Source organism: Hahella sp. HN01 (genome assembly GCF_018986435.1).
Lineage (GTDB): Bacteria > Pseudomonadota > Gammaproteobacteria > Pseudomonadales > Oleiphilaceae > Hahella.
This window is the reverse complement of sequence record NZ_JAHMIN010000003.1, coordinates 162207-185980: the sequence shown is the minus strand read 5'-3', so window position 1 is coordinate 185980 and position 23774 is coordinate 162207. Positions and strand designations below refer to the sequence as shown.

Below are 23774 nucleotides of genomic sequence, written 5' to 3'. Positions count from 1 at the left end.
CAGCCGGATTTATGAACACTAAGCCGGGTATTTCAGACAAGCATCGCTTGAGCTCTGATAACTGCGTCAAATCGACTATTTTTTCTTTAAGTCCTATTCATTGCGAACCATGCGGAAATTGTTCATGAAAACACCAGCGGCTTTCAGCGCTCTCTTAACATTACCTTTCTTGCTGACCGGCTGCACCGCTTCTCTGGAGGATGTCCGCGAGGCGCCCGCCAGCCTGCAGCTCTCTCCGTTTACGGAGGTTAAAACGGATTTCGTCCACCACTGGACGCAAAAGGTTCATCCTTTTAGCGGCGCGGCAGTGCTGGATGTTGATGGCGACGGCAAGGAAGAGATTTTTGTGGGCGGTGGCGAAGGACAGGACGACGCCTTGTTAAGCCTCAGGGATGGCGAATTACGCAATATTATTCAGAACACCGGATTATCCGCCTCAGCGGCCACCTATGGCGCGACTGCGATGGATATGAACGCCGATGGCGAAGTGGACCTTATCATCGCCCGCAACGACGGCGTCTATTTGTACTTAAACAACGGCGGGCGCTTCACGGCGCAAAAGCTGCCGGTTCAATTGCCGGACAATACGGTCTCTTTCGCCGTCACTGTCTCCGACATTGACCAGGATGGCGACGGCGACCTTTACATCAGCAACTTTATCTCCTTTGACGCCTTCAAAAGCGCCACCTTCAACGACCCCGCCCACGCCCGCGCCAACATTCTGCTGCGCAACGACGGCAATCTGCAGTTCACCGATATTACCACGCAGTCCGGAACCGCATCGCTGCAAAATACCTTTTTATCTGTCTTTGTCGACCTCAACGGCGATCGTCTGCAAGACTTGGTTGTGGCGCAAAACACAGGAGAGGTGGAGATATTCAAAAACCTGGGAGACGGTCGCTTTGAATCCGTTCCCACCCACTCCGGGTTTGGCTTCTGGATGGGGTTGGCGGTGGGAGACATTGACCGCGACGGCGACCAGGACCTGTTTTTCACCAATATCGGCAACTCCATCCCGGAGTTTCTCACCAGCGGCGACCTGCGCGATGACCAGCGTCAGGACAGCGAATGGTTGCTATTGCGAAACGAAGGCGACTTTCGCTTCACCGACATGACCGAACCGTACCAGTTAACCGGCTACGGCTTCGGCTGGGGCGGCGTGTTTGAAGACATCAACCTGGACGGCGAAATGGACCTGCTGGTGGCGCAGAACTACATTAAATGGCCGATTCACAAGGTCAGCAAACTGGCGGGCAAGGCATTTTTGCAACTGCCTACTGGAATGGGCCACGCCACCGGCTTTTTTCAGGCTGACGACCTGGAACTGGACAACCCCTGGTTCGGCCAGTCCCCCGTTATCATGGACCTGAATGGCGACGGCCGTCCGGATATCGTCTGGTTAAATATGGACGGGCCCGTACGGGCTTTTCTGAACACTACAGAGGCCAACTTCATCGCTCTGCAGCTGCCTGATTCACCGGAATGGTCTGGCGCCGAAGTCACAATCGAAATGGAGGATGCGCGCAGCTATACCCGACAAGCGACATCCGCCGTGGGCCTGATGACAGACCAAAGCCCCCGTCTTGTTTTCGGAATCGGCGCCAGAGAATCCGTCACCCGCATAGTGGCGTTGAAGCCCGACGGTAAGCGCCTGGAGTTGGTGGACCCGAAGATCAATACCGTGCTCTCTCTGAGCGAATAGCAATGCTTAACAGGCGGTCAGGCGCGGTATCTTCTCCGGGCCGCCAAACTCTTCCGCTATTCCTCCACTCTCAACTGTTGCCTTTTTGCAACTCGTAACTTATTGATATTTATGACATTGCCTGCATAGTCGTCGCCGCCGTCTCTTTTCTGCGACTTTCAGCCACCCTTTCACCGACCGCAAAATTCACCGAACAAAACTAATCTATTGTTTTTAAAGGAAATTTAAAAACTGGCGCCGAACTTGATATACCTAGGGCGAAACACGCTGAGGCTAAGCAGCCCGGCTACCTCACGAAGGGAGAGGTTAACAGGAGGAGTCTTGAATCCGCACATTCAGACCCGCCTCCTTAGAAATGGAAACAAGGACACCAACTTAGTAGGTATTAGAGTATGAATAAAGCACTCGCAATCGTAACCGCGTCATTCCTGGCAGCACTGACTGCTTGCTCTGACGAAACCAGCGTTCAAACCGAACAACCTGTGGCGGAGCAACAGCCTCAAACTGAAATGAGCGCCCCAGTGCAAATCACTGAAGCGCCTGCCAGCTCCGACCAATACGCAGGTCCAGCGGTAGAGCAGGTGTTTTCATACCTGGACACTGACCGCAACAGCGTCATCAACAAAGAAGAAGCCGCTGCAGACTCCAGCATCAATGAGTCATTCGCCCAGATCGATATCGATCAGAACGGCGAAATCAGCCGCGACGAATTCGTTGTGTACAGCGGTGAAGCCACTGCAGCCGGCTCCAGAGCTGGCCAGCTGTACCAAGCGGACCCTCAGCCTGAAATGGCTGTAGATCCAGCAGCGCCGGTAGATCTGGAAACCGCTCCAGCCGAATAATCGGCGACAGTTTCAGCCAAAGCGTGCGTCTATAAGTTAAATCCGGGCGCTACTTGACGCACGCTTTGGCTCCTTATCCCAGCCTCTTACCCTCTTCGTCCTCAATTTCCTGATTCAACCGCCCTGCTCACTTCTGAGCCTCTAACTCCACCACGACTTCCGTTTTCACTGAATTAGCGATAAAGCAGCTTTCATGCGCGCGATGATGCAATGCTTCCAGCTCCTCATGCGTCGGTCTGGCTGAGCCGGAAAATTCAACGCGGGGACGCAGCCTTACCTGAGTCATCATCATGACGCCCTGCTCATTTTTGGCCAGTACGCCGATGGCGGAGTCCTCATAGCTGTCCACCACGAATTTGCGCTTCGCGGCGTACGCCAGAAAAAACAACATATGGCAGCTGGAGAGTGACGCGACGAACGCTTCTTCAGGATCGACGTTTTCAGCTACAGAAAAAGGTAAGGGGACAATATGCGGAGACGCGGAAGCGGGAACTCGAACGCCGCCGTCAAACTCCCACTCATGCCCACGACTATATTGATTGGAGACAAAATCCTGTGCGCCTCTAAGCCAGCGCACAGTGGCGAAATACTCGGACATCCACACCTCCTTGAATCAGCCAAATGAAACGCGCGCCGAAACAACGGCGCGCATATGCCGTGAAGGAGAATGTTAACAGACTTTTTTCGATCGGCCGCTCTCTGGTCGCCACCACACATCAGCCTCCTCAAATATAGAGCACTTTTTATACGCCAATACGGCCAAACGAGACAATTAACTGGCGAAATACGCCATTCACCTCCTGATTTTTCAGGCTTTTTCTTTTTAGATACGTTAGTTACGTTCATTTGCAAAATGTGAGCAGAAATACACCATCCCCCTGCTATAACTGGGCTATATTTGAGCAATATTCGATCATCTCGCACGCGCCCCACACTTCTCAATCTCGTCCTGATGGCATGACGTCACATTCTGATTTCGGCAGGAAAACTGAAATGAAGCAATACGACCCGACAACGCCCGATCACTACACAAATCATCTAGCGGAGGTGAACGAGACCAATGCGGTAATCGCTACTGAGGACATATACAACAAGGACGGGATGCTGCTGGTTAAAAAAGGGCTGGCTATCAAGCCGGAGGTCGCGCGCAGACTGCTTAACCATAAACTGGTGAAGCCGCTTGAGGTGTCCGTCAATGTGGATGACGCCCTCTATGGGAAAGAAATTCACCGCGACATTCATCAAATGTTCGATCGTTTCGAAGGACTGCTGGAGATTCATTCGTCCATGCGTCTGGAAGCCAGCCTTATCGAAGTGTGCGAGAAGTATGGCGGCTACGATCTGCTGGTGCAGAAAGTCACCGTTCTGTGCAAGCGATTGCCGAAAGAGTATCAAAAGGGCCTGTTCTGCGCGTGGTTAAGCTTCGCCATGGCGACACGGCTGAACCTGAGCTTAGAAGAACGCGAAGCGGCGTTTATGGCGGGACTGGCTCACGACGCCGGCATGCTCCATATCGATCCGCAGATTGTCGCAAAAACCGGCGAATACACGCCGGAAGAATGGCGCGCCATGCAGAGCCATACTCTTATCGGCGACCTGTTTCTGTCCTATATCAAAGAGATTCCTGACGTCACCCGTCGCGCAGTCAAAGAGCATCACGAACGCGCTGACGGCAGCGGCTATCCCGCCGGTCTGTTTGAAGACAGCCTGTGCATCGTCGGACAGGTTGTGGCGATGGCGGATGAAACCTACGCCATCTGCGAGAAGCGCCGTTTCAATGACAAAATTCATCTCGGCGAAGTCATGCCGGTTTTTCAGATCGACAGTTCTTTCTTCCCTAATCAGGTGCACATGGCGCTCATGTCCGTGCTGCGTCAGGTGAATCACGCCGCCACCCAGCTGGCCATTTCCGGCGACCTGAGCAGCATGTCGACGCAGCTTATGGAGAAGCGTCAGATGCTGGAGAATGTAGTGGAAAGCATCTATGCGCTGCGGGAAACCCTGGCGGAGAGAGAGCATATTAAACGCATGCGCGTCGCCAAAGTGAAGATAGATCGTCTGTGGACCCTGGTCACGCGCTCCGGCATGCTGAGCGCGCCCCTGGGCCGCTGGTTGCAGCATGTGGTGGAGAATCAGATCATTCAGACCGTCAGCCGTGAAATCGTGGAAATGGACCTGATGTATCAGGAACTGCAGTGGCAGCTGAAACAATTGGGAAGAGTGTTGTATCTCTACCTGGAGGAAGAGAAGAAAATTACGCCCGAGCTCAAAAAAGCTCTGACTAACTCCATTAAGGTTCTCGACATGGGCGCGCCCAAGCCCATGGAAAAACAGGAAAAAGTCGCCTGACCCTGCTCCGTGGCGGGCGCCGCTTTAGCGTGCGTCCGCTGCGTCAATTTGAATCACCGCCCTGCTCCTTTGTCGCCCTCTTTTCGTTCCCTTTTTGCCCTCTTTTCACCCTCAGGCCGTTTTTGGGGCGCTGCCTCGCCAATATTCCTAGCGTTCCGCTAACACGCCCCAAACAGGCGCAAGGTCTGAAGAGTTGAGTGTCTAACGCGCATGACTAGGCGCAAAAAATCACCCGATAATCTCGATCAGATTAATGTGTCACCTAACGTAACAGAATGATATATAAAAAATTTTAATGAAACTAAGAAAATTAATTCCTATCCAATTGTATAGATCTGAACTATGCTAATTCATAAGCGGAATACTTCATGCAAGTGGTGTTGGGGCGCATTCAGAAACGTTTTCTCACATCTGTTCAGCGGAGACGCCCGCGGGCGCGCTGAAAAAATGTCAGGAAACTTGTCTGCAGGCCAGACGCAGCCGAAAGGGGCGCATATAAAGCTCCAAAGAGGCGCATGATGACCCTGTCTGAGCAAGGCGAAGCCGCCAGTCCACGATAGCCGGTCACTGATCATGTCGACGTTTTAGCGCCACTAAGCGAGCTATTCATCACAAGAGGGGGCCTATATGAGCATCTTCAGTCAATTCGCCAGTCGATACGACTCACGCAAGGAAGAAGAGTACACGTTGGAGGAGTATTTGGAGATCTGCAAAAAGGATCGCACCGCTTATGCGTCCGCTGCAGAGAGAATGCTTCTCGCCATCGGCGAACCGGAACTGGTCGACACATCCCGCGATCAACGGTTAAGCCGCATCTTCTCCAATAAAGTCATCAAACGTTACCCCGAATTTGAAGAGTTCTACGGCATGGAAGAGTGCGTGGAACAGATAGTGTCGTTTTTCAAACATGCAGCCCAGGGTCTGGAAGAGAAGAAACAGATTCTCTATCTGCTTGGTCCGGTCGGCGGCGGTAAGTCTTCCCTGGCGGAAAAATTGAAGAGCCTGTTTCAGAAACAACCCTTCTACGCCATCAAGGATTCCCCTGTTTTTGAATCGCCGTTAGGCCTGTTCGATCCGGCTGAAGACGGCAAGATCCTGGAAGAGGAATACGGCATTCCCAACCGCTACCTGCGCTTTATCATGTCGCCCTGGGCGGTGAAACGCCTGCATGAATTCAACGGCGACATCAGCAAGTTCAAAGTGGTCAAGCTGTATCCGTCCATTCTTAATCAGGTCGCCGTCTCCAAAACCGAGCCCGGCGATGAAAACAACCAGGATATTTCCGCGCTGGTCGGCAAGGTCAACATTCGCATGTTGGAGGATTTCCCTCAGCACGATCCTGACGCGTACTCTTTCTCCGGCGGACTCTCTAAAGCCAACCAGGGCATGCTGGAATTCGTAGAGATGTTCAAAGCGCCGATCAAGGTGTTGCACCCCTTGCTGACCGCCACGCAGGAAGGCAACTACAACACCACAGAAGGTATGGGCGCGGTGCCGTTTGAAGGCATCATCATGGCTCACTCCAACGAATCAGAGTGGCAGACCTTCCGCAACAACAAAAACAATGAGGCGTTCCTCGACCGGATTTACATCGTCAAAGTGCCTTATTGTCTGCGGGTGTCCGAAGAAGTCAAAATCTACAAAAAACTGCTCAAGCATAGTTCTTTAGCCGGTTCGCCCTGCGCGCCCGACACCTTGAACATGCTGGCGCAGTTCTCCTGTCTGTCCCGTATCAAAGAGCCGGAAAACTCCAGCATTTACTCGAAAATGAAGGTGTACGACGGTCAGAACATCAAAGACACCGACCCCAAAGCGAAATCGATTCAGGAGTACAAAGACTCCGCCGGCGTCGACGAGGGTATGGACGGCCTTTCCACCCGTTTCGCCTTCAAGATACTGTCCAAGGTGTTCAACTTCGACACGACCGAGGTGGCCGCCAATCCGGTGCACCTGCTGTATGTGCTTGAGAAGCAGATCGAACAGGAGCAGTTCCAGCAGGAGACTCACGACCGCTACCTGCGCTTCATCAAAGAGTCTCTGGCGCCCCATTATGTCGAGTTTATCGGTAAAGAAATTCAGACCGCGTATCTGGAGTCTTACTCCGAGTACGGCCAAAACATCTTCGACCGTTATGTCACCTACGCCGACTTCTGGATTCAGGACCAGGAATACCGCGACCCTGAAACCGGCGAAATCTTTGACCGCGCGGCCATCAACGACGAACTGGAAAAAATTGAGAAACCCGCCGGCATCAGCAATCCGAAAGACTTCCGCAACGAGGTGGTCAATTTCGTTCTGCGGGCGCGGGCCAGCAATAACGGCAAAAACCCGTCCTGGCTCAGTTATGAAAAACTGCGCACCGTGATTGAGAAGAAAATGTTCTCCAACACGGAAGACCTGTTGCCGGTCATCTCGTTCAACCCGAAAGCGTCCCAGGAGGACCAGAAGAAACACCAGGAATTTGTGCGGCGCATGATCGAGCGTGGCTATACTGAAAAACAAGTGCGTTTACTTTGCGAGTGGTATCTACGGGTTCGCAAGTCGCAATAAAGTGAGGGTCCATTATGGGTATGACCCACATCATCGACCGTCGACTCAATGGCAAGAACAAGAGCGCTATCAATAGACAGCGCTTCCTGCGCCGCTATCGCGAGCATATCAAGAAAGCGGTGGCGGATGCGGTCAATAAAAGGTCCATCACCGACATTGACCGCGGGGAGAGCATTTCGATCCCCAGCAAGGATATCGGCGAGCCGACGTTCCGACACGGTAAGGGTGGCCGACGTTCCGTCACCCATCCCGGCAATAAAGAGTTCGTCACCGGAGACAGCATCCCACGGCCGCCAGGAGGCGGCGGTGGAGGCGGCTCCGGTCAAGGTAAAGCCAGCAACCAGGGCGAAGGCATTGACGACTTTGTTTTTCAGATCTCCCAGGAAGAATTTCTGGACTTCATGTTTGAGGATCTGGCCCTGCCCAATCTGGTGCAGAAGCAACTGAAAGACACCTCCAACTACAAATTCGTCCGCGCCGGTTACACCACTCACGGCACGCCGGCCAAAATCAACGTCATTCGCAGTATGCGCGGCGCCTACGCCCGCCGTCTGGCCCTGTCCGGCAACACCCGCAAGAAAATTTCCGACATGCAGGAGCAACTGGAAGCGCTGAAACGCACGCCGGAAACCCCGGACCCCGTATTCAGCAAAGAAGACCAGATCCGCGCGCTGGAAGAAGAGATCAAACGCCTGAAAGGCCGCGTACAGCGGATTCCTTTCATTGATGAGATCGATATTCGCTATAACCAGCACGTCAAACAACCACAACCCGCCACTGCGGCGGTGATGTTCTGCCTGATGGACGTGTCCGGCTCCATGAGCCAGACCCACAAGGATATCGCCAAGCGTTTTTTCATCCTGTTGTACCTGTTCCTGAAGCGCAATTACGAGAAGATCGAAGTGGTGTTTATCCGTCACCACACCAGCGCCAAAGAGGTGGACGAAGAAGAGTTTTTCTATTCACGGGAAACCGGCGGCACCATCGTCTCCAGCGCATTGCAGATGATGCGGGAGATCATGGAGGCGCGCTATCCCACTGACGACTGGAATATCTACGCCGCGCAAGCCTCCGACGGCGACAACTGGAACGACGACTCCCCCCGCTGTAGCAAACTGCTGGCGGAGTCCATCCTTCCCTACGTGCAATATTATTCTTACATCGAAATAACGCCCCATGAGCATCAGATGCTCTGGCATGAGTATGAAAAGCTCACCGAAGCCTTCCGGGAACGCTTCTCCATGCAGCAAATCATGGATGTAGGCGATATTTACCCGGTATTCCGCAAGCTGTTCCAAAAGCAGGTGGACTATGCCTGAAGCGATTGAACATACCGAAGCCGCACCGCCTGCGGGTCGCAGGCCTATATCCGAAGGTTCCGAGTGGACCTTTGAGCTGATCAACCGTTATGACGAAGAAATTCGCAAATGCGCGGAAGAGTTCGGGTTGGACACCTATCCCAACCAAGTGGAGATCATCAGCGCCGAACAGATGATGGACGCTTACTCTTCCGTGGGCATGCCAGTGGGATATCACCACTGGTCGTTCGGCAAGCAGTTCCTGCAAACAGAGAAACTCTACAAACGGGGCCAGATGGGTCTGGCCTACGAGATTGTCATCAACTCCAACCCCTGCATCGCTTATCTCATGGAGGAAAACACCGTGATGATGCAGGCGCTGGTTATCGCCCACGCCTGTTATGGGCACAACTCCTTTTTCAAGGGCAATTACCTGTTCCGCACCTGGACTGACGCCAGCGCGATCATCGATTACCTGATCTTCGCCAAGAATTACATCGCCCAGTGCGAGCAGCGGCATGGCGTCGAAGCGGTGGAGCAGATTCTGGACTCCTGCCACGCCATCATGAACCATGGAGTAGACCGCTATAAACGCCCGGCGCCTATTTCCGCCGCGGAGGAAGAGCGTCGGCAACGGGATCGGGAAGAGTACATGCAGAAACAGGTCAACGACCTGTGGCGCACCATTCCTTCCAAACAGGGAGAAAAAGAAGCCCAAAAGACACGTCGTTTTCCCTCCGAGCCCCAGGAAAACATCCTTTATTTCATTGAGAAGAACGCCCCTCTGCTGGAGCCCTGGCAACGGGAGATCGTGCGCATCGTGCGCAAGATCGCGCAGTATTTCTATCCACAACGCCAAACTCAGGTTATGAACGAAGGGTGGGCCACTTTCTGGCACTACACCCTGCTTAACACGCTGTACGACAAAGGACTGGTGACCGACGGCTTTATGCTGGAGTTCCTGCAAAGCCACACGTCCGTGGTGTATCAGCCGCCTTTCGACAGTCCCTGGTACAGCGGTCTCAACCCCTATGCGCTGGGCTTCGCCATGTTCCAGGACATTAAGCGAATTTGTCAGGAGCCCACGGAAGAAGACAAAGCCTGGTTCCCGGATATCGCCGGTTCAGACTGGCTGGAGACGCTGCACTTCGCGATGCGCAACTTCAAGGATGAGAGCTTCATCCTGCAGTTCCTGTCGCCGAAAGTGATTCGCGACTTCAAGTTCTTCAATATTCTGGATGACGAGATGGACAGCGAGTACCACGTCACCGCCATTCATGACGACAACGGCTATCGCGCCGTACGCGAACAATTGGCGCGGCAGTACAACCTGAGCTATCGCGACCCGAATATCCAGGTGTGGGATGTAGACGTGCGCGGCGATCGTTCGTTGACGCTGCGGCATACGCCCTTTGATCGCGTTCCTCTGTACGAGAAGGACGTGTATGAAGTGCTGCGTCATGTCCACCGCCTATGGGGCTTCGACATCCACCTGCATTCCGTGGACGGCGAAGTCACACTGCGCAGCTTCAGTTGCCCACAACATGGCGAAGATGACGAGGACGATTCTCATGACTGACGCCGCCGACAGGCCAGCCTGGAGCCGGCGGCCATGAACTTCCATTTCTGTCCCCTCTGCGGCGAAAACCTCACTACCCGCCAGATAGACGGCAAAGCGCGGCGTTGCTGCGCTTCCGACGGCTGCGACTATGTGCACTGGGATAACCCCACGCCGGTCGTGGCGATGCTGGTGGAGCACGAAGGCGACATCATCCTCGCCCGCAATAAAACCTGGCCGCAAGGCATGCTGTCCATTCAAACCGGTTTTCTGGAGTCCGGGGAGTCGCCCGAGCGCTGCGCCTTGCGTGAAGTCTCCGAAGAACTTGGTTTGACCGGAGAAAGCGCCAACTTTATCGGCTATTACGCCTTCCATGAGCAAAACCAACTGATCCTGGCGTTCCATGTACGCTGCAACGGAGAAATCCAACTGGGCGACGAACTCGCCGAGTACAAGCGCATCCCGCCGGAAAAACTCAAACCCTGGAATTTCGGCGCCGGACTCGCAGTGCGCGACTGGTTAAGCAAGCAGGGATTGCTGGCGCTCTAACCCCCCTCTTTCTCATCACTCTTTTTGAACACTCGGTATCGGCGGGCCTTAAGCCCGCCTTTTGTGCGCTATGTATCACTGACCAGTCACTAACGTCATATTTTTACAATCCCGCCGTTCTCGCCCTCCCTATCATTGGAAGCGCTGAAACCCAATCGAGAGATCGTTCACTAGCCGGCGGCGACCGGCTGAGACATCGACGATTGATATCTTCATTGCTTAATTTAGGGAATCATTATGCAAGCACGCTCTTATAAAAACGCGGTTGGACTACCGCTGAAAATACTTGTTTCATCCATGCTCCTTGTCGGCCAGGCTAGCGCAGACCAGCTGACCGACTTCTCCATTCCTGTGGGAGAGGGCTTCTATAAAGACGTCCTGATCGACGGCGGTCCCGGTATAACCGCGTCCCCCACCAGACACTTCGAGTCTCTGGGATTGTCCTATGAAAGGCTCAGTTATAACGCCTACGACATTTTGACCGGTGAAGTGGACGAGGAAGACAGACAAGAGTTCTTAGAAAAATTCACCGGCTCGGATATCGACCTTAACGGCCGTCTTCTGTATCCCGATGGAGCTCCCCGTTATCGCATGTTGAATATCGGCGCGGCCTCGTTCTTGCGCACCTCAACAACACCGAGCGGCGGTAGCGTGCACATGGGCATACTCAACGAAATCTGGAATCCCGCTCAACGTAGCGGCGCCCAGAATATCCGGGACTTTGTGAAAAACGGCGGCGGGTATGTCGGCTTTTGCGCCGGCGCCAGTATGGCGGGATCTTCCGTACACGGACTGCACTTATATCCTGGTCAAACCTTGCCTTTGCCTGACTCCTCGGAGACGGTATACCTGACGAGCAGCCTTACCGATGTTCTCGGATTTAGGGAGGTTCCGTATGTTATGAGCAAAGGCGGTGGTTACATATATAAATCACAGTCCAACCAGTATCCTGAAGGTGTAGAAATCCTGGGGCGGACCGACCGATATCCAGCAGTCTGGAGCTGGCATGACCCAAGCAATCCTCATAGTGGAACCTTGGTGCTGAGCGGCCGACATCCTGAACTTAGCCTTGAAGAAAAAGCCGAGGAATTGACGAAAGCCATGTATGCGCTGGCGATCAAAGGCAGTCTGGACGGGAGCTATACGCCCCAAGTGCGCATCAAAGGCGATCTGGAAAACGGTCGCACCCGCTATATGGATGAGAACACCGGGTACTACGACGCCAGCCATATCAAGATCGGCGACAAGCAGTATCACCACTTCAAGATCAACGTTGAAGATCCGCGTAAGAAGTACCTGACCATTGAGCTGAACGGCGAGTATGGCTACGACTTTAACCTGTACCTGAAGAAAGGCGAGCCCGCCTTCGCCAGCAACGCCGATGTGGCGCTCACTGACGTCGGGAACTACAAGACGCTGCAGATCGATAATCTGACTTACGGGGAGTGGTACGTCAGCGTTGAAAACGCCACTTCTGTCACGGCGGACCGTTCCACTAACTCGGAATATTCCGGTCAGTTGGACGTGCTCAATGGCGTCGCCTACGACATTACCGCCACCTGGGACAGAGAACCGCCCTGCCCCACCAGCATCAGTGACGTCAGTGCGGCGAATCCGGCTTTCGTTGGACAAAAGCTGCCGATCAGCTGGCGCGCCGAGTGCTTTGACGCAGGCAGCTACGCTACCGTAGATCTGGTCAAAGCCAGCAGTGAAGCCAAAATTAAGACGATCACGTCCAGTGGCGGCCTTAACAACGGCGTCAACACCCTGGTCTGGAACGCGACCTACAACCAGGTGGGCGAGTACAAAATCCGCGTCAGCGACAACCTGAACCCGGGTAAAAAGAGCCTGAGTCCTGCTTTTGAGCTGAAAAAGCCAGAAATGCTGATCGTCCCTCCCGTCTCTTTCGGAGAGAAGCTGAGCGTGATCTGGCGTTGGACTGGCGAGAGCAGTCATGTAAGCCTGGATTTATACCAGGGCAATACTCTGGTCACCAATCTGACGCCCAGCTACGCTCAGAAGAGTGGAACCAACTCGCTGGAGTTCGCCGCGACCTGGACCTGGAAGCCGGATGTAACCTACAAAGTTCGCATCAGAACCCGGGATCGCGCCAGCAACCTGGCGCTGTTCAGCCCTGAATTCAAACCGACTCTTAGCTCGAAAGTGACGGTTGATGGATTAGACGTAAACAGCGCCGGCGTAGGTGAAGTCATGCTGGACGGGTGCAATCCCGGTATGAAATGCAGCCGCACGCTGACGTTCGCCAACCAGGGCGGCAAGAGCGCCAACCTCGCGCTGCAACTCAGCTATGTGGATGAGATTATCGGTAAAAGAAGCTGGGGGACTTACGGCCTGTCGTCGACTTGCATCAGCAACGCGAGTAACGGCCAATACGCCATGCAGTTGCCTCCCGGCGGCGCTTGCGACGTCGACCTGACCTACTCCTGGCCGACAGGCATTTCCAACGCCAGAGGCGGATACTTATCCATGAGTTCTTCCGACAGCGATATTGAGCTGCCCTCTCCAGGACAGAAAGGCGTGCTGCTCTGCGCGGACTGTCGCTAAGCTTACTGACACGCGGCGCCTAAGGCGCCGCTTTTAACAACTCGTCCGTCGGCATCTGAGTATGATGCTTGTCGTAAATTTTCCTGATCGCCCCTTCCTTCCACATCTCCGACAGGTTTTTGTTGAAGTTCGTCATAATGCTCTCCGCATCAGGACGTCGGCGGGAAATGATGAGATGCAGCCCGTTGACCTGCAAAGGCTTGGACAGCACCCGAAAATGCTCCGGGTCTCCAAACAGACGCTCAATGGTGGAGCGCCCCACTCTCACTCCAATCGGCACCAGGTGCACCCGCTTGCTTTCCAGCAATTGAAAGCAGGTTTCCAGATCATTGGGAGTCCAGAGTCTGACGACGTCCTTATCCAACAACGGTTGTACGCTCTCCAGGCTGTAACCCAGGGGACGGCATAGCACCAGTCCTGCAAGATCCTCATCGCTCGTATACTTGATTTCCTCGTCGCGACGAACGAAGAACAGCTCCACTGTCACATACAAAGGGGAAGAAAAGTAAAACGCGTCCACACGGTCGCGGTCTTTGACATAGGGGAATGTGCCCAGCACGTCGCCGGCTTCCGCCAGGCGAAACCCCCGGTTCCAGGGCAGGTACTCTATTTTAACGCCTGCGCCGCTGCGCTCCAGAACGGCTTGAATAATCTCCGTCACCAGTCCGCCATTAGGCAGGTCTTCCCCACTGAAAGGGGGATAAGAGTCCTTTCCCGTCACCAGGGTATATTCCACCGCCTCGGCCCAGCCGCTGAGCAGAATCAGGCATAAGGCGCATCCTAAAGCTTGGCGCGCCCTTGTCAAATACAACGACATTTAGCCGGCTCCGTTGGTCGGTCTCAGGGTCTGAGAAGAAATACCTTAAGTATAGTCTCATGCAGACAGCCCGCCACGCAGGGTGCTATCGTTGCCTTGGGGACGCTTTTAGGGACTATTCGTTTAACTCTGGAAATCAAACTCTTATGCGTTATCAGACGCGTTTCGACAAGCCGCTGGAACAGGAGTTACAGCGCTATCTGGAGAGCCTGATCAATGACCTGGCGCTGGAACTGATCAGAACCCGTTTCGACTTTGACTCCGCCGTGCACAACGCCCGCAAGCTGATCAAGGAGCTGCGCGCACTGTTGCGACTGCTCAAGCCCGCCTGCCACGAAGCCCACGACAACCTGCTGCAAACCCTGAGGACTACTGCTCACGCCCTCGCGCCCTATCGCGATTGCTTCGTTATGCTCAATGCCTGGACGCGCTTCGCCGCCGCTCTGCCTTCGCACCCGGATATCGACAAAATCAGCGCCTTCATTCAGGAAGAGGCCGAGCGGGCTCCAGCGCCCGATCGAGAGCACACCCAGAAGCTACTGCAAGAAACCAACTGTGAGCTTTTGAAGCACAAAGACCTGCTGCAACAGCGTCCCTGGTCCGCCGAGATTGACGCCGACTGGCTCAGCTCGCGTCTGGCGCGCCTCTACAGGCGAGGACAAAACGAGTTCCAGCGTGTGCAGGGCGGCATCGACGCAGAAGATCGCCACGAGCTGCGCAAACGCCTGAAAGATCTGATGTACGCACTACGCGTGATCAAGCCCGCATGGAACAAATCCCTGCGCCGTCTTCACAATGGCCTGAAGAAAGTCACCGAAGGCCTGGGCGACGCCAACGACCTGAATCTGCTGGAGCATGCCGTTGCGGATACAGACGTCAGCGGTCGCGAACAGATACGCCTGGAATTGTGCGCCGTACAGCAGGCGTTATGGGAAAAAGCGGACCAGCAGGCGGCCCGACGTTTCGCCGACACCGACGCAAAATTCAAAGACTTGATACACAAGCGGGTTTCCTGAGCTGTCACATCCCTGCAACGATCACCGCCTACACTGACTCCAACAGTGGCCGGAAAGGAATTCCACGCGGTTCGGCCACTGAGAAGAAGGCTCTGTAAAACATTCGGCTTCCTTAAACAGCGATCACCAAGTTTTAGAGCGACATTCAGGCTGCCTTTGCAGCCTTTTTTTATGCCTTTGACCCGTCCTGAATAGAGTTGACACATTCCAGCCCTAACTTTGGGAGAATGTGATGAATCAGCGAGTTAAGCGAACACAACGGGACTACACTCTGACTTTTAAACAGGCAGTGGTGGATCAGGTCGAAGGCGGAGAGCTGACTTATAAACAGGCTCAGGCCCGCTACGGTATCCAAGGCCGTTCGACGGTGCTAACGTGGTTGCGTCGATATGGCAGCCAGGACTGGAGTCCTGGCGTCACCTCCCACCGTGTGAACAGGAGTCCCACCATGCCGAAGTCCCCACCTACCCCGGAACAGCGGATCAAGGAGCTTGAGGAGAAGCTGCGTCTGGCCGAACAGAAAGCTGAGTTCTTCGAAGCGATTGTCGATGTGATGGAGAAGGATTACGGGGTGTGCGTAAAAAAGCGGCCCGGCAAGTCCTCACGCAAGAACGCGGAGCCGGATTGACCGTCAGCAGGGCGTGTCGTCTCTTGGGGATTAGCCGGCAAGCTTGGTATCAGGCGGAACGAGCRCAGCGAGCCAGGGAGGATCGTGAGCAGCGGGTGGTGGACTTTGTCCGGACTGTTCGTCTCCGTCAGCCCCGGATCGGCGCTCGCAAGCTCCGGCATCTTCTCCATGAGCAGTCGGATCACACCCTTCATCTGGGGCGGGATCAACTGCTTCAGGTGCTGCGTAGCCGGCGCCTGTTGGTTCCCYKACGCCGGCTTACCACAAGACCACGCACAGTCATCACCGCTTCCGACGTCACCCAAACCTGCTCAAGCCGGGTCCAGAGCAAGTCGTGGCCTGCCGGCCTAACCAGGTCTGGGTGGCGGATATCACCTATCTGCCGACACGCTCTGGCATGAGCTACGTGAGTCTGGTGACCGATGCTTACTCCCGTAAGATCGTGGGTCATCATGTACATGAAAGCTTGCGCAGCGAGGATGTGGAACAGGCCTTGCGCAAGGCCCTGCGTGAACGGCCGGGGCGGCAGCCATTGACCCACCACTCCGACCGAGGTGTCCAATACTGTTGCGACAGCTACCAGAAGCTGCACCGTCAACACGGCATTCAATGTTCGATGACCGACGGGTATGACTGCTATCAGAATGCGTTGGCGGAACGGGATCTTGAAAACGGAGTTCCTGCTGATGCGACCGGGGAATCTAGGGCAGGCTCGAACGATGGTTGATGAATTTGTGGATATTTATAACCGAGAGCGGCCTCATCTGGCCCTGAAATACAAAACGCCCGACGCAGTGCATCGGGCGTTTGAGACGAAATAGGTGTCAACCTATATCAGGACTAGACAACTATATAAGAATCAGCATCCCAGCTTTGCCACCGTTTTCACCACGCCAACAACCTCATCGATTTCACTGGCAGTTATTCCCTCATGGCATGGTAAAGTTAATAATCTATCCGCAAACGCCTCTGCTACCGGAAAATCATCCTCGCCATTTTTTACTCGCGCCTTAACCCCTTCAATTTGCGGCAAAGGGACCCGATAAAACGCATTGGCGCCATACCCAAGCCTATTCAGCTCCAACTCCACATGATCACGCATCGCTCGGGAAGGAGCCAGAATTGGAAACCTCAGCAAGCCCTTTCGTGAAGCATTATCTGCCTCTCCACCCAGCAAAAGCTTCCAACCAGCATCCCGAAGCTCCGCCAGCCCTCTGGCATATGCTGTCACTTGAGCTTCACGAATAGCGTAGAAATGCTTAAGCCCTACTGAGACAAGCTGATCCATCCCATCCCTCACTTCAATGTACTGAAGAGGATGATAGGTCGTGGCGCCAATATTCAGGAAAGGCATACGCTCCAGCAAGCCATACGGATAGCGCATTATCAGAGTATTCACGATGAGCGCTTTTAGCTTCCACGCCCAGTTAACGACAAGCTGCGAACGTACAAGAGTTTTCGTAATACTCGAAATAAGCCCGGCATGTGCGGGCTTAAACAATAGTGCACCACCGCCCATCAGGTTTACAGGCTTTCCCCTACCGTAACTGAGTATGGCGAAGTCCGCATATGCTGCTTTAGCGGACAGAGGAATAGGAGTCTGAGCTGAATCTTCAATTAACATAACGCCTTCGGCGTCAGCAATCTCTCTCAACTCGGGCAACCGCTCATACATGCCCAGAAAATTAACAGCAATGATAGCAACCGTATTACTAGTCACCGCCTCCTGAAGCTGCTCAAGATTCAGGAAGAAAGAGCTCTCTTCCAAATCAACCAAAACGGGAGACGCCCCCTGAGCAATTATCGCCGCCACCAAATCCGGGCAGGCATAAGCTGGCAGAATAACCTCAGGAGCGCCAACAACTGATGACGCTTTTGCCTGCATCGCAGCAGCAACCGCCAGAGATAAAGCTGCAGTGCCGCTATTGGTATAGATATGCTGATAGTTTGCTTTCCATGGAATATCAACTGGCGCATTTTGCGACAAATAAACCTTGCCACCTACAGGTCTTACTTTAGCTAACACGTCCGCCTCCTATCGCTTGGATGGCGTCCACACGGTCATTCTTGTCCCCTTGAAGAAATCAATGGTAGCTTTGGCGATCGCCAAATTTACCTGGACAAAGAAGTAAGGAATCTTCACGTATACTTTTTCGCGCAAGTCCGGCTTGAAATGGCCAGTCAAGACCAGCAAGTAAAATGCAATCTGCCCCAGCAGCACCAAAGAATAGATTCCTCCCTGATAATTCAGCAGTAAGCTAAATACAAGCAACGCCGCCAAAAACCAGGGCACTGCCCAGCGCATTACCTTATGACTCAATATCTGAACTGCAAACCAGCCAAACTGGACAGGACTTAGTACTTGAGGATGACGCGACAAGGCGGTAATTCCTCTGATAATTGTCCGCACCTTGCGCTGATACTCTTTCTGCGGATCAGCAACATCTTTATAAAAGCCCAAGACATCAGGCGCTGTCACAGCAACCAGATCTTTTTTCGCGCAGTTAAGGGCGGTATTAAAATCACTAGGAGAGTAGATATCCCATTCTTCGCATACCTTCTTTCTCGCAGCGAAGAAAGAACCGCTCAATCCAACCAAACCAAAACGCTCAGATTCCAAGCGGCGCAACCACATCTCATATTTGACATAAGCGCCCTCTCCTGCAACCTGATCATCGTTAGTAATGAAACGATCCTCACTAGACACAGCACCGACTCTTTCATCTGCGAAATAGCTTTCCAACTTTTTAATCGCATCCGCTGGAATCTTGGTCGCAACATCCGAAAACACAAGTATCTCTCCAACGGCAATAGTAATTGCCTGCAGCTGAGCGTACTCTTTGCCTTTACGTTCATCGGCCCTGGCCAACCGAACCCCTTTATCCGCATACTCTCTGACAATATCGTCCGTTTCATCAGTAGAGCAGTCCGACGCCACAATAATCTCCATATCCGGATAGTCCAGCTCCAAACTGTTCTCTATCTTCTCCCTAATTCGATCTCTCTCATTATGAGCCGTTATGATGAGCGAAACTTTTCTTGCGGCCGATCCATCCGCCCTAACCATTCTTCTTTTGGGCAGCAGCTTCAAAATCAAAGGATATAAAAAGTAGCTATATACTGCGCCAAACAACGCCACCCAGAATAGTATCTTGAGCATGGGTCACCTATTCAAAATTAAGCAGAAATTCTTCTCAAATCCCGTCCACATACATTAACGCCACCTCATAATAACTGAGCATCGCGTCAACACTGCATTTGGCGCAGGATATTAGCATATCGCCGACTTCAAGTTGGAAATTTTAGCTTTGGATTCAACCGTTAAAAAGGGAAAAACAATGGCGTAAGCAAGACCACCATGACACCGTATACCAACGCCACAGGAGCCCCCGCTTTGATGTAGTCCAAAAACCGGTAGTTACCAGCGGAATAAACCATCAAGTTTGTTTGGTAGCCATAAGGCGAGAGAAAGCTTGCACTCGCAGCGTAAGCAACCACCATAAAAAATGGTTTTGGATCGACATTCATACTCTGCGCCGCCGCCAAGGCAATAGGAAAAGCCAGCGCAGCGGCGGCATTATTTGTTATTAGCTCAGTTAACAACCAAGTCGCCAAATATATACCCACCAAGGCCCCCCAAGGACCTAGCCCACCAAAAACAGACATAATTCCAGTAGCGACAACATCAGCCAAACCGCTATGCGTCATAGCCTGAGCGATGCCCAGCGCAGCGCCGATTATCAAAATCAGCTCTATTGGCAACTTCCTGAACAACTCATTTAGACTGATGAAGCGCATCGATATATAGAAGAGGAGCAGAAACAAGGCGCCATCAAAGAGTGAATAGGCTCCCATTGCGCTTCCAAGCAGCATCCCCAAAAAACCCAGAACAATTAAGGCGCTATTAAGTCCTGAAAACTTTTGATTAGTGCGCAAACCTCTAACTACTAACAAATTAGAGGCCAAGTTAGGCATATTCATAAAGTCGTCGCCCACAGCCAAAACCAGCGCATCTCCCGGGAAAATCCGGATTTTTCCCAACCCTCCCTTTAAGCGCTCATCTCCCCGACGGATTGCAACGACCCCTGCATCAAACATCGCCCGAAAGTTAACCTCTTTCAGAGTCTTCCCTTTCAGTTGCGACGACTGAGTTACAACAACCTCAACTAAATTTCTTTCAACCAAATCCTGCTTATCATCAAATGGCTCCAACCCTGGAAAGTGACTAAGCAACTGGACCTGCGAAATATCGCCTGCAAAAATGAGAACATCATTAGGCTCAATTAATTCAGAGGGCGTCACCGGCGTAATCAGGTGCCCACGCCGTATGATCTCCACGAGAAAAAGCTGCTCCAAATTCCTAAAGCCATTTTCAGACACTGTCTTACCAATAAGAGGAGACTGGGGCAGCACGGTATACTCAAGGAAATACTCTGACTGCAATGCAGATTTTGTCATGCCATTCTTAGGCAAAGAACGCACGCTCAGAAAGACAATACACGCACAACCACATATAAAGACCGGCAGCCCAACCCACACAAAATCAAGCAACGCCAACGGAGGATAGCCAGCCTCTCGAACAAAACCATCCACAATAAGATTCGTAGAAGTTCCAACAAGAGTGAGCACACCACCAAGAATTGAGGCGTAGGAAAGAGGAATTAACAGGCGCGAGGGTGAAATAAAGTTATTATTCTTCAGTGGCGCAATAAGGGAGCTAACTACCGCTGTATTATTTGCAAAGCTGCTTACAATTCCTGCAACTCCAATAGTCTTCAGCAAACTACTTCGCTCTGTACTTCCAACAATCCAGCCAGCAATACGCGGCAACAACAGTGTCTTCTCCAGTGCAACGGAACACAACAGCAGCAAAGCCAGCGAAGCCAGCGAAGTGTTGGTAAAGTTCGCCAGCATCTTCTCTCGATCCACCAACCCAAAAACATACAGAGTGACGAGACCAAAGATAAATACCATTGCAGGACGCAGAGATGTAACTGCCAGCGCAACAAGGATTGACAAAACCACCAGCGCAGATAACCAGAGGCCCGATTCGCCGAACACGCTATCTCCTATATTAACTTAACCCGCTAAAACGCACATTCCACCACACCTTTGCAGTAGCTGCAATTTCAGCAACATTAATAACAGACACATCTTTCTTATTAAGTTGGAGAGAGACCGAATAGGCCTCACAAAAAACAAGACGGGTAGTCTAGCCTTAGTCACAACATGCGAGGAGTTCGGTTCTCAGCTTCGGTAGACAGGCCAGTAAACACTCAAGCTTAAAGCACAAGAAGCGGAGACTTTGCAAAATTTTTGCCGCGATAACTATCGACATACAAAAGGGGCGTAAAGAAAACTTTACACCCCTTTCGCTTAAAACTTCAGACTAAACTGATTAAGCTTTCTTACGACGAGAAAGACCCAAACCAACCAAGCCCAAGCCCAACATCGCCAGAGTACCTGGCTCAGGAACATTGTAACCGCCTTCGATAACGTCGTTAGCGCAAGTCATAGTCCAACGCAGGCCCAGAGCAGTAGATTTGCTCAGATCAGTAATACCCAGGTCAGCCAAAGTGATAGTAAAGGACAACACACCCAGATTACCAATAGTGTTGCTTGCGCCACTCAGGTCAGCACTGGAAGTTTCACCAGCAACCAAACTTGCTGCGTCAGTTTTCACGCCTACTTCTTGATTTACACGAACAGAACCAGGACCAGAAAGTACTAGCTGAGACGCGTAGTCTACTTCTGACAGGCTGTAAAGATCGCCAGTTGTAGAATCAAGTGCGTATTCCCAATGCTCGCCGTTGCTAACATCGTCAGTACCGTAGCGGTTTGCTGCAGTGCCGTTAGGATTCCAACCGTTAGTGCTGATGAACAGATCACCAAACTTGTGACCTAAGCTATCAGCGCCTTCAAAGAAGTTTGTATAAACATTTACGTAAAGATTGTTTGCGTCGTAGGAAACTTCCATACGATCTACTTGGTAAATGTCAGCATTTCCAAAAACGTCGCCATTGTAAGAAAGGCCCGCGCCGTTGTAACCATCGTTGATAGTAGCAGCATTTGCAGAAGCCGCAGCGACACCGATAACCAAAGCCGCCAAAGTTGACTTAGTGAAAGAACTCATAACCGATTCCTTTTTTCTTTTGAAAGAAAGTGATGATAAACCCGACGCTAATAAAGCACACCCTATGCCAATATTTTTTTATCATTATTTTTCAATGCATTATAAAAATACCCCCCCCCCACTGCCTCAAGCAAATGTAAAAAAAGCTGACAAGAAGGTTGCCAGGGTATAAAACCAGTTGATCTCCGTTTTTATTCTTCTTTATAGTGCGCAATCACTGAATTTTAGTTGTGCGATCAATGCCGTCAGAGTTAAAGAGATTCAACCTAACCACAATTTCACTTGTGCTACTGACCATTTCCCTAGGTTACTGGCAAGAGTGGTTATCCCTATTCCAGTTGTGGAATGATTCCTACGACTACACACATGGCTTTCTGGTCTTTTTTGTAACCCTGTGGCTTCTCTATACAAAACGCCACGACGCCATGCTCCTTAAGCCAAATGGCTGGTGGATCTTTTTACCCGCACTATTACTGACAGCCGCCGCCCATCTTTTAGCAAAAGCAGCAGATGTCAAAACCGTCGCCACACTCAGTTTGCCTTGCTTTATCTTATTCTCTGGCATGTTTTTGTATGGAAAACAATTTTTTATAAAAATTACTCCAACACTCTCTTTGCTGTTCTTCGCCCTCCCTGTGTGGGATGACATCGCGCCATTACTGCAGCGCATCACCGTATTCACCAACCAGATACTACTTAGTGCTTTTGACATACCCGCTATAATAAGGGACCTGTACATAACAATCCCCCAAGGAACGTTCTTTGTAGCGGGCGGATGCAGCGGCTCCCGTTACTTACTCGTCGCCATGTTTATCTCTAATGTCTACGGAATACTTTATCTCAAAGACATCAAGCGAAGCCTTTTGCTCTTCTCTTTTAGCATCTTCTTTTCAATGCTTGCGAACTGGATTCGTGTATTTGGCATTATCTACGCTGGCTATCAAACAAATATGCAGAGCTCGCTCGTTAACGATCACGAAGTTTATGGTTGGATCATTTTTGCTGTTGTGTGCCTGTTACCAGTGTTTATTACCGCACACTTCATTGAAAAAAGCGCACCAGACGCAATTAGCGAATCCACCACCAGTTCGCCAAGCTCCACCCATGCCACTGCTACGCCATCGCTCACTCCAACCTATATTCGCCTCGGCATTGCTGTAGCAATTATGCTGATATCACCAACTTGGATCTCGCTCCTTTCCCTAACTCAGCCTTCAGAAAGAAGCGTTTTAACTTCCAATGAACTACCTGTTGGCAATGGAACCTGGAAGGGACCCCTTCTAAAGGAGACTGCTTGGAAGCCTAGGTTTCACAACGCAGATCTGGAGGCCACCGGCGTTTACATAAACTCAAATGGAGATAACCTGCAACTTAGCGTCAACTGGTACGTCGAACAACATCAAGGCAAAGAGCTGGTTTATTATGATAATCATCTGTTTGATGATAAAGAGTGGACGTTGATAAGTTCAAATGCGGCTCCAGCCTCCATCCAGAAAGGAATCGCTGCAAAAGAAACGATACTGAGAAGCAAGTCAAATCAAGACAACTTCGTAATTATCTACCACTGGTACCAAATTGGCCCATTCACAGCCAATACAGACCTGAAGGCTAAATTATTTGGTGCAATTGCTAGACTCACAGGAAGAGATTCCAGTGGATTACTGGCTATAGCAAAATATTGCTCATCTATTAGCAGCTGCCAAGAATATAGAGAGGAACTCCTCTCTCTATCAGTAATCGCGCACAATTCTTTTAAGTAAACTGGCA

16 protein-coding genes and 1 pseudogene are annotated in these 23774 nt (G+C 52.0%); 11 read left to right on the top strand and 6 right to left on the bottom strand.

Annotated elements, in window-relative coordinates:
- The first annotated feature begins 124 nt into the window (after positions 1-124).
- Both KP814_RS04575 and KP814_RS04570 read left to right on the top strand, forming a co-directional pair.
- Entirely contained in the window at positions 125-1702 is a 1578-nt protein-coding gene (locus KP814_RS04575; protein ID WP_216735635.1) for a CRTAC1 family protein, read from the top strand.
- A gap of 392 nt (positions 1703-2094) precedes the next feature.
- Positions 2095-2544: an EF-hand domain-containing protein gene (locus KP814_RS04570; protein WP_253938158.1), complete on the top strand. Its 450-nt coding sequence runs from the start codon at positions 2095-2097 to the stop codon at positions 2542-2544.
- 127 nt (positions 2545-2671) lie between these two features.
- On the opposite strand, the gene KP814_RS04565 is transcribed toward KP814_RS04570, so the two are convergent.
- Positions 2672-3142 carry an OsmC family protein gene (locus KP814_RS04565; protein ID WP_216735634.1) on the bottom strand — a complete coding sequence of 157 codons (471 nt, stop codon included), beginning with the start codon at positions 3140-3142 and terminating at the stop codon, positions 2672-2674.
- A 395-nt stretch (positions 3143-3537) separates the two neighbouring features.
- Between KP814_RS04565 and KP814_RS04560 the strand changes: the two genes are divergently transcribed.
- From KP814_RS04560 to KP814_RS04535, 6 genes are all read left to right on the top strand, one after another.
- Entirely contained in the window at positions 3538-4893 is a 1356-nt protein-coding gene (locus tag KP814_RS04560; RefSeq protein ID WP_216735633.1) for an HD-GYP domain-containing protein, read from the top strand.
- Between the two features lie 627 nt (positions 4894-5520).
- On the top strand, positions 5521-7443 hold the full coding sequence (locus tag KP814_RS04555; protein ID WP_216735632.1) for a PrkA family serine protein kinase: 1923 nt from the start codon (positions 5521-5523) through the stop codon (positions 7441-7443).
- A 20-nt stretch (positions 7444-7463) separates the two neighbouring features.
- Positions 7464-8762 (top strand): YeaH/YhbH family protein, encoded by a 1299-nt coding sequence (locus KP814_RS04550; protein ID WP_305858122.1) that lies wholly within the window; start codon positions 7464-7466, stop codon positions 8760-8762.
- On the top strand, positions 8755-10320 hold the full coding sequence (locus KP814_RS04545) for a SpoVR family protein (protein ID WP_216735630.1): 1566 nt from the start codon (positions 8755-8757) through the stop codon (positions 10318-10320). Before KP814_RS04550 ends, KP814_RS04545 begins: the two co-directional genes overlap by 8 nt.
- Before the next feature lie 33 nt (positions 10321-10353).
- Positions 10354-10848, top strand: a complete 495-nt coding sequence (locus KP814_RS04540) for an NUDIX domain-containing protein (RefSeq protein WP_216735629.1) — start codon at positions 10354-10356, stop codon at positions 10846-10848.
- A gap of 237 nt (positions 10849-11085) precedes the next feature.
- Positions 11086-13413: a hypothetical protein gene (locus tag KP814_RS04535; RefSeq protein ID WP_216735628.1), complete on the top strand. Its 2328-nt coding sequence runs from the start codon at positions 11086-11088 to the stop codon at positions 13411-13413.
- A 19-nt stretch (positions 13414-13432) separates the two neighbouring features.
- Here the strand turns inward: KP814_RS04535 and KP814_RS04530 are convergent, their stop codons facing one another.
- Complete coding sequence (locus KP814_RS04530; protein ID WP_253938157.1) at positions 13433-14230, bottom strand: ABC transporter substrate-binding protein; 798 nt, start codon at positions 14228-14230, stop codon at positions 13433-13435.
- A 146-nt stretch (positions 14231-14376) separates the two neighbouring features.
- Between KP814_RS04530 and KP814_RS04525 the strand changes: the two genes are divergently transcribed.
- On the top strand, positions 14377-15246 hold the full coding sequence (locus tag KP814_RS04525) for a CHAD domain-containing protein (protein WP_216735627.1): 870 nt from the start codon (positions 14377-14379) through the stop codon (positions 15244-15246).
- A gap of 232 nt (positions 15247-15478) precedes the next feature.
- Positions 15479-16695: pseudogene (locus KP814_RS04520) on the top strand (IS3 family transposase).
- A 38-nt stretch (positions 16696-16733) separates the two neighbouring features.
- On the opposite strand, the gene KP814_RS04515 reads toward KP814_RS04520, so the two are convergent.
- The 4 genes from KP814_RS04515 to KP814_RS04500 form a co-directional block, all read right to left on the bottom strand.
- A complete protein-coding gene (locus KP814_RS04515) occupies positions 16734-17900 on the bottom strand; it encodes a DegT/DnrJ/EryC1/StrS family aminotransferase (RefSeq protein WP_216735626.1) in 1167 nt (388 codons plus the stop codon).
- Positions 17901-17909: 9 nt separating this feature from the next.
- The gene (locus KP814_RS04510; RefSeq protein WP_253938156.1) at positions 17910-19034 is read right to left on the bottom strand and encodes a glycosyltransferase; all 1125 of its coding nucleotides are present in this window, start codon (positions 19032-19034) and stop codon (positions 17910-17912) included.
- Positions 19035-19195: 161 nt separating this feature from the next.
- Complete coding sequence (locus KP814_RS04505) at positions 19196-20935, bottom strand: SLC13 family permease (protein WP_216735625.1); 1740 nt, start codon at positions 20933-20935, stop codon at positions 19196-19198.
- Between the two features lie 337 nt (positions 20936-21272).
- Positions 21273-22007, bottom strand: a complete 735-nt coding sequence (locus KP814_RS04500) for a PEP-CTERM sorting domain-containing protein (protein ID WP_216735624.1) — start codon at positions 22005-22007, stop codon at positions 21273-21275.
- A gap of 239 nt (positions 22008-22246) precedes the next feature.
- Between KP814_RS04500 and xrtA the strand changes: the two genes are divergently transcribed.
- Positions 22247-23767, top strand: coding sequence for an exosortase A (gene xrtA / locus KP814_RS04495; RefSeq protein ID WP_216735623.1), 1521 nt, complete (start codon positions 22247-22249; stop codon positions 23765-23767).
- Positions 23768-23774: the final 7 nt, after the last annotated feature.

Coding starts and splice junctions, on each gene's coding strand:
- KP814_RS04575 (WP_216735635.1), top strand. CDS start 125: ATGAAAACACCAGCGGCTTTCAGCGCTCTCTTAACATTACCTTTCTTG.
- KP814_RS04570 (WP_253938158.1), top strand. CDS start 2,095: ATGAATAAAGCACTCGCAATCGTAACCGCGTCATTCCTGGCAGCACTG.
- KP814_RS04565 (WP_216735634.1), bottom strand. CDS start 3,142: ATGTCCGAGTATTTCGCCACTGTGCGCTGGCTTAGAGGCGCACAGGAT.
- KP814_RS04560 (WP_216735633.1), top strand. CDS start 3,538: ATGAAGCAATACGACCCGACAACGCCCGATCACTACACAAATCATCTA.
- KP814_RS04555 (WP_216735632.1), top strand. CDS start 5,521: ATGAGCATCTTCAGTCAATTCGCCAGTCGATACGACTCACGCAAGGAA.
- KP814_RS04550 (WP_305858122.1), top strand. CDS start 7,464: ATGACCCACATCATCGACCGTCGACTCAATGGCAAGAACAAGAGCGCT.
- KP814_RS04545 (WP_216735630.1), top strand. CDS start 8,755: ATGCCTGAAGCGATTGAACATACCGAAGCCGCACCGCCTGCGGGTCGC.
- KP814_RS04540 (WP_216735629.1), top strand. CDS start 10,354: ATGAACTTCCATTTCTGTCCCCTCTGCGGCGAAAACCTCACTACCCGC.
- KP814_RS04535 (WP_216735628.1), top strand. CDS start 11,086: ATGCAAGCACGCTCTTATAAAAACGCGGTTGGACTACCGCTGAAAATA.
- KP814_RS04530 (WP_253938157.1), bottom strand. CDS start 14,230: ATGTCGTTGTATTTGACAAGGGCGCGCCAAGCTTTAGGATGCGCCTTA.
- KP814_RS04525 (WP_216735627.1), top strand. CDS start 14,377: ATGCGTTATCAGACGCGTTTCGACAAGCCGCTGGAACAGGAGTTACAG.
- KP814_RS04510 (WP_253938156.1), bottom strand. CDS start 19,034: ATGCTCAAGATACTATTCTGGGTGGCGTTGTTTGGCGCAGTATATAGC.
- KP814_RS04500 (WP_216735624.1), bottom strand. CDS start 22,007: ATGAGTTCTTTCACTAAGTCAACTTTGGCGGCTTTGGTTATCGGTGTC.
- xrtA (WP_216735623.1), top strand. CDS start 22,247: ATGCCGTCAGAGTTAAAGAGATTCAACCTAACCACAATTTCACTTGTG.